Source organism: Variovorax atrisoli, assembly GCF_014195185.1.
GTDB lineage: Bacteria > Pseudomonadota > Gammaproteobacteria > Burkholderiales > Burkholderiaceae_C > Variovorax > Variovorax atrisoli.
Map to the genome: position 1 here is coordinate 40,835 of NZ_JACIBG010000012.1, position 11,154 is coordinate 51,988.

Annotated in this window: 11 protein-coding genes; 7 read left to right on the top strand and 4 right to left on the bottom strand. The window is 69.4% G+C overall.

Annotation, left to right across the window (positions count from 1 at the left end):
* Positions 1-9: 9 nt before the first annotated feature.
* The 3 genes from FHY06_RS31470 to FHY06_RS31480 form a co-directional block, all read right to left on the bottom strand.
* Positions 10-660 (bottom strand): PA4824 family protein, encoded by a 651-nt coding sequence (locus FHY06_RS31470; protein ID WP_019656520.1) that lies wholly within the window; start codon positions 658-660, stop codon positions 10-12.
* 166 nt (positions 661-826) lie between these two features.
* Positions 827-1,834 carry a response regulator transcription factor gene (locus FHY06_RS31475; RefSeq protein ID WP_026346573.1) on the bottom strand — a complete coding sequence of 336 codons (1,008 nt, stop codon included), beginning with the start codon at positions 1,832-1,834 and terminating at the stop codon, positions 827-829.
* A 20-nt stretch (positions 1,835-1,854) separates the two neighbouring features.
* The gene (locus tag FHY06_RS31480) at positions 1,855-5,442 is read right to left on the bottom strand and encodes a hybrid sensor histidine kinase/response regulator (protein ID WP_132799308.1); all 3,588 of its coding nucleotides are present in this window, start codon (positions 5,440-5,442) and stop codon (positions 1,855-1,857) included.
* 197 nt (positions 5,443-5,639) lie between these two features.
* Here FHY06_RS31480 and FHY06_RS31485 point away from each other — a divergent pair, with 197 nt between their 5' ends.
* From FHY06_RS31485 to ureG, 7 genes are all read left to right on the top strand, one after another.
* A complete protein-coding gene (locus FHY06_RS31485; protein WP_019656517.1) occupies positions 5,640-5,942 on the top strand; it encodes an urease subunit gamma in 303 nt (100 codons plus the stop codon).
* A gap of 29 nt (positions 5,943-5,971) precedes the next feature.
* Positions 5,972-6,586 carry a HupE/UreJ family protein gene (locus FHY06_RS31490; RefSeq protein WP_184607385.1) on the top strand — a complete coding sequence of 205 codons (615 nt, stop codon included), beginning with the start codon at positions 5,972-5,974 and terminating at the stop codon, positions 6,584-6,586.
* Between the two features lie 10 nt (positions 6,587-6,596).
* Positions 6,597-6,902: an urease subunit beta gene (locus tag FHY06_RS31495; protein WP_019656515.1), complete on the top strand. Its 306-nt coding sequence runs from the start codon at positions 6,597-6,599 to the stop codon at positions 6,900-6,902.
* A complete protein-coding gene (gene ureC, locus FHY06_RS31500; RefSeq protein WP_184607386.1) occupies positions 6,902-8,620 on the top strand; it encodes an urease subunit alpha in 1,719 nt (572 codons plus the stop codon). Before FHY06_RS31495 ends, ureC begins: the two co-directional genes overlap by 1 nt.
* A 92-nt stretch (positions 8,621-8,712) precedes the next feature.
* Positions 8,713-9,393 carry an urease accessory protein UreE gene (gene ureE, locus FHY06_RS31505; RefSeq protein ID WP_184607387.1) on the top strand — a complete coding sequence of 227 codons (681 nt, stop codon included), beginning with the start codon at positions 8,713-8,715 and terminating at the stop codon, positions 9,391-9,393.
* 19 nt (positions 9,394-9,412) lie between these two features.
* Complete coding sequence (locus FHY06_RS31510) at positions 9,413-10,081, top strand: urease accessory protein UreF (RefSeq protein WP_019656512.1); 669 nt, start codon at positions 9,413-9,415, stop codon at positions 10,079-10,081.
* 16 nt (positions 10,082-10,097) lie between these two features.
* Positions 10,098-10,748, top strand: a complete 651-nt coding sequence (gene ureG / locus FHY06_RS31515) for an urease accessory protein UreG (RefSeq protein ID WP_019656511.1) — start codon at positions 10,098-10,100, stop codon at positions 10,746-10,748.
* A gap of 56 nt (positions 10,749-10,804) precedes the next feature.
* On the opposite strand, the gene FHY06_RS31520 is transcribed toward ureG, so the two are convergent.
* Entirely contained in the window at positions 10,805-10,984 is a 180-nt protein-coding gene (locus FHY06_RS31520; RefSeq protein WP_019656510.1) for a DUF3606 domain-containing protein, read from the bottom strand.
* Positions 10,985-11,154: the final 170 nt, after the last annotated feature.

Here is an 11,154-nt window from a genome sequence, read left to right on the forward strand (position 1 = left end):
AATCGACATTCACTTCCAGCTGAACTCGTGGTTCAGCCCGATCACGAAGCCGCGCACGCCCTGCGGGCCGGTGCGCGATGCGCTCACATCGACGCTGATCAGCGGCGTGATGCTGAAACGCCCGCCCACGCGCGAGGTCCAGACGTTCGATGCGCGGTTGCGCTCGGCGATGAGCGACACCGTGTCGTTCAACGCCCACTCCACGCCGACGCCGCCGCGTGGCGTGCGCACGCCGGTCCCGGTCGCCCAGTCGGCGCCGACGTTCGCGTGGACCTGCAGGCTGCCGAGCGGCCGCCAGGTGACGGGAACGACGAACTGCCCGCCCGCGCGGCCGCCGCGCTTGAAGTCGAACACCGCGCCCATCGACACCGCAGCGCTGAAGGGCGCGTCGGCCGCCTGGCCGTAGAAGTTCCACTTGAGCTGCGGGCCGCCGGTGACCGAATGGACGCCGCCCACCGAGCTGCGGTCGAGGTTCAGGCCCAGCTCGAAGGGCCCCACGCGGCAGGCCGGCCCGAAGTGGAAGCCCGTGACGGGCTCGACGCCAGTGCGGCCCCACCAGGTCTCGTACTGGCACTGGCCGGGATCGAGGGTGCTGGCGTCGTCCACGTCGAAATGGCCCGCCGCGTGGGCGACCGGCCCCGCGAGCAGTCCTGCGAACATTCCCGCCTTCAAGCAGGAAGCCGCCAGCATCCGGCCGCGCGACGGCGGTCGGGTCCTTGTTGTGCTGTGCCTGGTGTTCTTCATCGCTCGCGTCCCCGGGGCCTCGAACCATTCTAGGGACGCGGAAAGTAGGCGCCGTGACGCGGCGCCGCGCGATGGGTACCCTTCAGATCTCGAACTGTGGCTGCAGCTCGCGGATGCGCTTGATGGCCACGCCCGCAGCCGCCGTGCGCGTCTCCACGCCCAGCTTCACGTACACCCGCTCCAGGTGCTTCTTGGCCGTGGCCGGACTGCTGCCGAGAATCTCGCCGATGTCCTTGTTGGTCTTGCCCTTGACCACCCAGTACAGCACCTCGGCCTCGCGCGCGGTGAGCTTCAGGCTCAGGCTCATGGCCTCGATCACCGCGGTATCGGACACCTCGCGCATGATGATCATCCACTCGTCGCCGTCATCGTCTCCGCCGGTCTGCTGGTGCAGCCGCAGCGTGAGGCTGCCGGCGCCCTGCACGATGGACAGCGGCGGCGGCTCGATGCCGCGCTCGCGCGCATCGGGCGTGTGGCTGCGCAGCCATTCGAGCACCGCCGGCGGCGTCTCGGGCGCGCGGGTCTCGCAGTAGCGCTGCAGCAGGTCGCGCGCGAGCGCCGTCTGCCAGATCAGCTTCCCTTCGGGCAGTCGCACCGTGATGCTCGCGTAGCCGAAGGCGTCGAGCGCATTGCGCGCCTGGCCGGCCTGCCGCGCGTCCTGCCGCGCGCGGCGCGCGCCCTGCAGGTGCACGTTCATGCGCGCGAGCACCTCCTTCGGCTTGATGGGCTTGGTGACGTAGTCGACGCCGCCGGCCTCCAGCGCGGCCACCAGGTGCTCGGTCTCGGTGAGCCCCGTCATGAACACGATCGGGATGTGCGCCGTCGCGGCATCGGCCTTGAGCCGCCGCGCGACCTCGAAGCCGTCGATGCCCGGCATCATCGCGTCGAGCAGCACGATGTCGGGCTTGGCCTGCACCGCGCGCTGCAGCGCCTGCTCACCGTTGGTGGCGATGAGCACGGTGTAGCCCGACTCGTCGAGCGCGTCGTGCAGCACCGCGAGGTTGTCGGGCACGTCGTCGACGATGAGCACGAGGTCGCTGTTGGCGCCCTGCTGTTCGCGCAGGGTCCTGGCGAGCGATGAGGTTTCCATGGCTGCAGATGGCTTCGTGGTCATGCTGCGCTTTCGACGGCCTCGGCCAGCGCGCGGCTCATGGCTTCGAACTGGAACTGGCGGGCCAGCACGCGCTGCGCTTCGGTCCATGCCGCGCACTCGGGCTGCGCGGCGTCGATGTCGTCGAGCTGGTTCATGATGCCCCGGAAGTAGCCCAGGCCCACCGCCTCCTCCAGCGCGCGCAGCCGGGCCAGCGAGGGCGCCAGCATCGCACGCGGCTCGGCCACGGCGGCGGGCTTCGCGGCGGTCTCGGTCCAGCGCAGGCCGAGCCTGCGCTCGAGCCAGTCGAGCAGCTCGGTGTGGCGCACCGGCTTGACGAAGAAGTCCTCGGGCGCGATGCCCACGTCGTTGTCCAGCCCCTTGTCGAAGGCGTTGGCCGAGACGATGGCCACGGCAGCCTCGGTCAGGCCCAGCTTGCGCGCACGGCGGATGGTCTCCCAGCCGTCGATGCCGGGCATCGCGAGGTCGACGAACATCGCATCGGGCCGGTAGCCGGCGGCGACGAGGTCGAGCGCGTCGTGGCCGCTGGCGGCGCTTCGCAGCTCGAAGCCCAGCGGTGCGAGCAGGTGGCCGAGCAGGTCGCGGTCGGCCTCCTCGTTGTCGACCACCAGCAGACGCCGGCGCGGGCCCTCGTAGCCGCGCCGCGCGCGGGCGACGGGCAGCGCGCGCCCGGCACCGGCCACGGTGTCGTGCACGCGCGGCAGGAACAGGCGCACGCAGAAGAGCGAACCCACGCCCGGCGTGCTGCTCACCTTCATCTCGCCGCCCATCAGGTCGGTGAGCATCTTCGCGATGGTCAGGCCCAGCCCCGCCCCCGGCGCGGCGGCCATGCCCGTGGCGTTGCCGCGCGCGAAGGGCTCGAAGATGCGCTCGATGTCCTCGGCTGGCATGCCGGGGCCCGTGTCCTCGATCTCGATGGAGGCGAACTCGCGCGCGTAGGCCAGCCGCAGCGTGACCTGCCCCGCCGCCGTGAACTTGATCGCGTTGCCCAGCAGGTTGATGAGGATCTGGCAGACGCGCTTCTCGTCGGCGCGCACCACCTCGGGCAGCTGCCCCGCGGCCTCGAAGCGGAACTGCAGGCCCTTCTCGGCCGCCTGCAACTCGAACATGTCGGCCAGCTCGCGCAGCGTGTCTGCAAAGCGCATCGGCCGCGCATGCAGCGTGAGCTTGCCGGCCTCGATGTGCGCGATGGCCAGCGTGCCCTCGATGAGCGACAGCAGGTGCTCCCCGCCGCGCTTGATGACGGCCACCGCCTGCTGCCGGTGCGGCGGCACGGAATGGTCTTCGCCCATGAGCTGTGCGTAGCCCAGGATGCTGTTGAGCGGCGTGCGCAGCTCGTGGCTGATGGCGCTGATGTAGCGGCTCTTGGCCTGGTTGGCCTGGTCGGCGGCCTGCTTGGCGAGCTCGGCCGCGAGCTTGGCCTGCTCCGCGATCTCGCGCGCCTCGTCGGCCGACTGCTTGGCGGCCTGCAGTGCGCGGTCGGTCTCGCGGTGCAGCTCGATCTCTCGCACCAGCAGGTGGGTCTGCCGGTTCGACTCCTCCTGCGCCACCTTGCGGCTCTGGTGCGCGAGCACCAGCCACCACGCGACGATGCCCGCGATGACCAGCAGCGCCATGTACGCCTTGAGGAAGCCCGAGCGCAGCGAAAGCTTCTGCACGCCCGCGAGCGCGGCCGCCGCGTCGGGCTCGGTCGCAAGCTCCAGCGCGCCTTCGGCGAAGGCGCGCAGCTCCTGCTGGTAGAGCACGCCGAACACCACCGCCAGCAGCGGCACGATCACCAGCATCAGCAGCAGGAAGTGTCCCAGCCCGGTGTCGAGGTAGCGCCAGCTGCGCCGCGGCAGCAGCCAGCGCAGCACCGCCGACCACTGGGACGACAGGCTCGCGTGCGGCTTGCACAGGTCGCCGCAGCGCGCGTCCAGCGTGCAGCACAGCGAGCAGATCGGGCCCTGGTAGGCGGGGCAGTGGGCCATGTCGGGCCCCTCGTACTCGCGCTCGCAGATCACGCAGTGCTGCACCTTCAGCCGCTGGTAGCTGCCCTCGTGCTCGACCCTGGCCCAGCGCACCGCGCCGGCACCGGAAGAAGGCACGCCGCGCGCCAGGTAGTACTTGCCGCCGGTGGCCCAGGCCAGCAGCGGCGAGGCCACCAGCGCCGTGCCCAGCGCGATCAGCGCCGAGAAGGCCTGCGCCAGCGGACCGAAAACGCCCAGGTGCGCGGTGATCGACAGCCCCGAGGCCAGCGCCATCGCGCCCACGCCCACCGGATTGATGTCCCACAGGTGCGCGCGCTTGAACTCGATGCCCGGCGGCGACAGGCCCAGCGGCTTGTTGATGACCAGGTCGGCCACCACGGCCATCATCCAGGCGATGGCGATGTTGGCGAACAGGCCCAGCACGTCGCCCAGCGCCTCGAACACGTTCATCTCCATCAGCATGAAGGCGATGAGCGCGTTGAACACCACCCACACCACCCGCCCCGGGTGGCTGTGCGCCACGCGCGAGAAGAAGTTGCTCCAGGCCAGCGAGCCGGCATAGGCGTTGGTCACGTTGATCTTGAGCTGCGAGATCACCACGAACAGCGCCGTGGCCGCCACCGCCCAGCCGTAGTGCGGGAACACGTACTCGTAGGCCGCCAGGTACATCTGGTTCGGATCGACCGCCCGGTCGGCCGGCACCATGTGCGTGATCGCGAGGTAGGCCAGCAGCGCGCCGCCCAGCATCTTGAGCACCCCCAGCACCACCCAGCCCGGCCCGCCGGCCAGCACCCCGGCCCACCAGCGGCGCGCCGTGGCCGCCGTGCGCGCGGGCATGAAGCGCAGGTAGTCGGCCTGCTCGCCCATCTGGGTGATGAGAGCGATGCCGACTGTGAGTGCTGCGCCAAACAGGTGCAGATCGAAGCCCTTCGTGCCCGAGCGCACGCCGTTGTAGTGCACGATGCCCGCAAACGCACCAGGATCGCGCACGAGCACATAGGCGAAGGGCACCACCAGCATCAGCAGCCACAGCGGCTGGGTCCACAGCTGCAGCCGGCTGATGGCCGACACCCCGTGCGTGACCAGCGGAATCACCACCAGCGCGCACACCAGGTAACCCCAGACCGGCGGAATGCCCAGCGCCAGTTCCAGCGCGTAGGCCATCACCGCCGCCTCGAGCGCGAAGAAGATGAAGGTGAAGCTCGCGTAGATCAGCGAGGTGAGCGTGGAGCCGATGTAGCCGAAGCCGGCGCCGCGCGTGAGCAGGTCCATGTCCACGCCGTAGCGCGCCGCGTAAACGCTGATCGGCACGCCGGCCAGGAAGATGATGAGCCCCGTCGCCAGGATCGCCCAGAAGGCGTTGGCGAAGCCGTACTGCACCAGCAGCGTCGCGCCCACCGCCTCCAGGATCAGGAACGACGCCGCCCCGAACGCCGTGTTGGCCACCCGCCATTCGGACCACTTGCGGAAGCGCTGGGGCGTGTAGCGCAGGGCGTAGTCTTCCAGCGTCTCGCTGGCCACCCAGCTGTTGTAGTCGCGCCGCACCTTGACGATGCGCTGCGGGGCGTCGTCGGGTGTGGCGGTCGTGGCTTCAGGGTTCACACCGTTTCGGTGCATCTTTCATGCCTGAACTGTTGCTCGCCCCCAGGCTGCGCGCACTTCGTGTCGCTGCGCCAACCCCCAACCGGGGGGGCGGGCCGGCCGCTTCGGGCGGCCGTGCGCGGCGGCCGCTGGGACGTTCAACGGCACGACTGTTGCAAAGAAGCCGGCTTGCCCATAATGGCCGCCTCTTCCTGCCACCCGACCCCGACCCCATGGAACTGACCCCGCGCGAAAAAGACAAGCTGCTGATCTTCACCGCGGCACTCCTGGCCGAACGCCGCAAGGCCCGCGGCCTCAAGCTCAACTATCCCGAAGCCGTCGCCCTGATCTCCGCCGCCGTCATGGAAGGCGCGCGCGACGGCAAGAGCGTCGCCGAGCTCATGAGCGACGGCCGCAGCGTGCTGACCCGCGCCGACGTGATGGAGGGCATCGCCGAGATGATTCCCGACATCCAGGTCGAAGCCACTTTTCCGGACGGCACCAAGCTCGTGACCGTCCATCAGCCCATCGTCTGAATTCCACTCGAAGAACAACAGGAGCCCTCATGCGTCACAACGCCTCCCGTACCCTTGCCCTGCTCGCCTCCCTGCTGCTGCCTTTGGCGGCCAGCGCCCACACCGGCGTCGACGGCGGCATGCACCACGGCTTCGTCACCGGCTTCATGCACCCGCTGACCGGCGCCGACCACCTGGCAGCCATGGTCGCGGTCGGCCTGTGGAGCGCGCTGGCCGCGCGCCGTGCCTGGCCCGACCTGCTCTGGGCGCCGCTGGCCTTCGCCGGCATGCTGCTCGCGGGCGCGCTGGCGGGCGCGCTGGCGGGCCTGGCGGGCGTGCAGCTGCCGGCGGTCGAGCCGATGATCGCGGCCTCGCTGCTGGTGCTGGGCCTGCTGGTGGTCACGCGCGTGCACCTGCCGGCCGTGGCGGCGATGGTGGTGGTGGGCGTGTTCGCCGTCTTCCACGGCGTGGCGCACGGCTACGAGCTGGCGAGCGAGCAAGGCGCCGCCCTCACGCTGGCCGGCATGGTCTGCGCGACGGTGCTGCTGCACGCCGCGGGCATCGCGATCGGCTGGGCGCTGCGCCATGCCAACGCGTGGCTGCCGCGCGTGGCCGGCGCCGCGGTCGTCGGCCTGGGTGCAACGCTGCTGGCGCAGGCCATCTGAGGCGGCCGGCATGATCCCCGGAGAACTCTTCACCGACGAGGGCGAGCACACGCTCAACCCCGGCCGCCGCACCCTCACGCTGGTGGTGCAGAACACCGCCGACCGGCCGATCCAGGTCGGCTCGCACTATCACTTCGCCGAGACCAACGGCGCGCTCGGCTTCGACCGAGAGGCCGCGCGCGGCATGCGGCTGAACATCGCCTCGGGCGCAGCGGTGCGCTTCGAGCCGGGCCAGCAGCGCACGGTCGAGCTGGTCGACTTTTCGGGCGATCGCATCGTCTACGGCTTTCGCGGCCTCATCCAAGGAAAACTCTGATGGCGACCATCGGCAGACGCGCCTACGCAGAAATCTTCGGCCCCACCGTGGGCGACCGCGTTCGTCTTGCAGACACCGAGCTCGTCATCGAGGTCGAGGCCGACTACACCCTTCGCGCCGGAGGCTACGGCGAAGAAGTGAAGTTCGGCGGCGGCAAGACGATCCGCGACGGCATGGCGCAATCGCAGCGCACCAGGGCGCAAGGCGCGGTCGACACGGTGCTGACCAACGCCCTCATCCTCGATCACTGGGGCATCGTGAAGGCCGACATCGGCCTGAAGGACGGCCGCATCGCCGCCATCGGCAAGGCCGGCAACCCCGACGTGCAGCCGGGCGTGGACATCGTCATCGGCCCGGGTACCGAGATCATCAGCTGCGAGGGCAACATCGTCACCGCGGGCGGCATCGACAGCCACATCCACTTCATCTGCCCGCAGCAGATCGAGGAGGCGCTCTCCTCCGGCGTGACCACCATGCTCGGCGGCGGCACCGGCCCCGCCACCGGCACCTTCGCCACCACCTCCACGCCCGGACCCTGGCACATCGAGCGCATGCTGCAGGCGGCCGACGCCTTCCCGATGAACCTGGGCTTCCTCGGCAAGGGCAACGCCAGCCTGCCGCACGCGCTGCACGAGCAGATCGAGGCCGGCGTCATCGGCCTGAAGCTGCATGAAGACTGGGGCACCACGCCCGCGGCCATCAGCAACTGCATGGACGTGGCCGACGCCACCGACACGCAGGTGGCCATCCACAGCGACACGCTCAACGAATCGGGGTTCGTGGAGAACACCATCGCCGCCGTGGGCGGGCGCGGCATCTGCGCCTTCCACACCGAAGGCGCGGGCGGCGGCCATGCGCCCGACATCCTGCGCGTGGTGGGCGAAGAGAATTTCCTGCCGTCTTCGACCAACCCGACGATGCCCTACACCGTGAACACGCTCGACGAGCACGTCGACATGCTCATGGTGTGCCACCACCTCGACGCCGGCATCGCCGAAGACCTGGCCTTCGCCGAGTCGCGCATCCGCAAGGAGACCATCGCGGCCGAAGACGTGCTGCACGACTTGGGAGCGATCAGCATGTTCAGCTCCGACAGCCAGGCCATGGGCCGCGTCGGCGAGGTGGTCATCCGCACCTGGCAAACCGCGCACAAGATGAAGCTGCAGCGCGGCACGCTGCCCGAGGACAGCGCGCGCAACGACAACTTCCGCGCGAAGCGCTACGTCGCCAAGTACACGATCAACCCCGCCATCGCGCACGGCATCGCGCACGAGGTGGGCTCGCTCGAAGTCGGCAAGTGGGCCGACATCGTGATCTGGAAGCCGGCCTTCTTCGGCGTGAAGCCATTCACCATCCTCAAGGGCGGCAGCATCGCGCTGGCCGCCATGGGCGACCCGAACGCATCGATCCCCACGCCGCAGCCGGTGCACTACCGCCAGATGTTCGGCGCCTACGGCGGATCGCTCGCGAAGAGCTCGCTCACTTTCGTCTCGCAGGCCGGCCTGGCCGCTGGCATCGGCGAACGCTACGGCCTGAAGAAGCAGCTCAGCGCGGTGAAGAACGTGCGTGGCGTGCGCAAGAAGGACCTGATCCACAACGGCTACGCGCCCAAGATGGAGATCGACGCCCAGACCTACGCGGTGCGCGCCGACGGCAACCTGCTGACCTGCGAGCCGGCGAAGCTGCTGCCGATGGCGCAGCGGTATTTCCTGTTCTGAAGCCCTGGGGAACGCGGCTGCTTGACAGGCTGCGTATCCTCGAAGGTATTCATCCAGCCAGCGGGCGCCCTCCGGGGCGCTCCATTTGCACCATGCTCACCGCCAACAAACTCATGCCCCAGGGCCGTGGCCTTGCGCCCGTGCTGCTCAAGCGTGCCGCCACCATCGAACTCGACTGGGACATCCGCCAGAAGAGCCGCTTCGACGCCACCGATTCGCAGGGCCGCCAGATCGGCGTGTTCCTGCCGCGCGGCACGCTGGTGCGCGGCGGCGACGTGCTGGTGGCCGAAGACGGCTCGCTGGTGCGCGTGATCGCCGCGCCGCAGCCCGTGCTTCGCATCACGCACTGCACCGCCCACGGCACGCCCTTCGACCTGACGCGTGCGGCCTACCACCTGGGCAACCGGCACGTGCCGATCGAGCTGAAGCCCGACCACCTGAAGATCGAGCCCGACCACGTGCTGGCCGACATGCTGCGCTCGATGCACCTGATCGTCGTGGCGGCGGAGGAAGCCTTCGAACCCGAGGGCGGCGCGTACGGGTCGCACGAGCATTCGCACGGCGGCGGTCACGGCCACAGCCACGACCACGGGCATTCGCACGACCACAGCCACGACCACGGGCATTCGCACGACCACGGCCACGACCACGGCCACTCGCACGACCACGGCAGTGGCCCGAAGCCTTTGGTGCTCGCGCCGGAGCTGCTGGACGACCACGGCCATTCGCACGGTCACGATCACGGCCACGGACACCACGGCCATTCCCACTGACGCCACCGCTCCCACCGAAGTGTCCGCCCAAAGCCTGCTGCAGCTGATCTGGCTCGCGTCTCCCGCGCTGCCGGTCGGCGGCTTCTCCTACTCCGAGGGCGTCGAAGCCGCCGTCGAGTGGGCCGGCATCGATTCCGAAGCGCGCGCGGCCGAGTGGCTGTCCGACCAGCTGCACCTGAGCTTCGCCCGCGGCGACCTCGCCGTCTTCGCCCAGGCCATCGCGGCATGGAGCGCCGGCGACCTGCCGCGCATCAGCGAGCTCAACCGCTGGGTGATGGCCACCCGCGAATCGGCCGAGTTCCTGCTGCAGACCGAGCAGATGGGCCGCTCCTTCGTCGAATGGCTGAAGCTGCACCATGCCGACACGGCGGAAGTCTTCGCCGGCATGGATGCGAGCTATCCCGTCGCCTTCGCCTTCGCCGCCAGCCGCGCGGGCGCCACGGTGCACGACGGCTGCCTGGCCTTCGCCTTCGGCTGGGCCGAGAACATGGTCGCCGCCGCCGTCAAGGCCGTGCCGCTGGGCCAGAGCGCGGGCCAGCGCATCCTGGGGCGGCTGGCGCAGGAGATTCCCGATGCCGTGACCCGCGCCATGGCCCTGGGCGACGACGAGCGCCAGGCCTTCGCGCCCTCGCTGGCGGTGCTGTCGGCCCGCCATGAAACACAATATTCCCGCCTTTTCAGAAGCTGAACCGGACACCACTGCCATGACCTCCGCCCTGCACCACATTCCCAACCGCACCAAGAGACTTCCGCCGCTGCGCGTGGGCATCGGCGGCCCGGTCGGCTCGGGCAAGACCACGCTGCTGGAGATGCTGTGCAAGGCCATGCGCGACAAGTACGACCTGATCGCCATCACCAACGACATCTACACCAAGGAAGACCAGCGCCTGCTGACGGTGGCCGGCGCGCTGCCGGCCGAGCGCATCATGGGCGTGGAGACGGGCGGCTGCCCGCACACTGCGATCCGCGAAGACGCCTCGATCAACCTCGAGGCCATCGACCGCATGCTTGAAGACTTTCCGGACGCCGACGTGGTGTTCGTCGAGTCGGGCGGCGACAACCTCGCGGCCACCTTCAGCCCCGAGCTGTCGGATCTCACTATCTATGTGATCGACGTGGCGGCCGGCGAGAAGATCCCGCGCAAGGGCGGCCCGGGCATCACCAAGAGCGACCTCTTCGTGATCAACAAGACCGACCTCGCGCCCTACGTGGGCGCCAACCTCGACGTGATGGAGCAGGACACGCAGCGCATGCGCCGCCAGCGGCCCTACGTGATGACGAACCTCAAGACGCTCTCGGGCGTGGCCGACGTGGTCGCGTTCATCGAGGAACGGGGCATGCTTACCGCCGCCTGAGCGATCGGGCCGGCTGCGGGCCGGCCGCGCGCCTGCCCCGAAGCAGCGGTATCAAGTCAAGGAAGGCCGAGATAGACCCGCAGGTCGTCCTTCACAGTGCCGGCGGAGGCCACGGCGGTGCGCAGGCGCTCCTCGCTCACACCGAACCATTGGGTCCAGTAGTCGACCTCCTTGAGGTCGGTGACGTCGATCCGTTCATCGTCCCTTGGAATGCGGATCTCGGTGTCTTCGCGCATTGTCTTCTCCTGAAGAGCAAGAAATTGGTTGACCGGTTGATGGCTGAGTGAGGGGCCGCGGCTGCAATGGCCGCCGCGTGCCCGCTTCGGTGGCCGGAAATGGAGTTTCTCCGCCTGCCTTGCCGGACCGGCCGGACGAATCCGCTCCCCCTTGCAGGACAACAGCCATA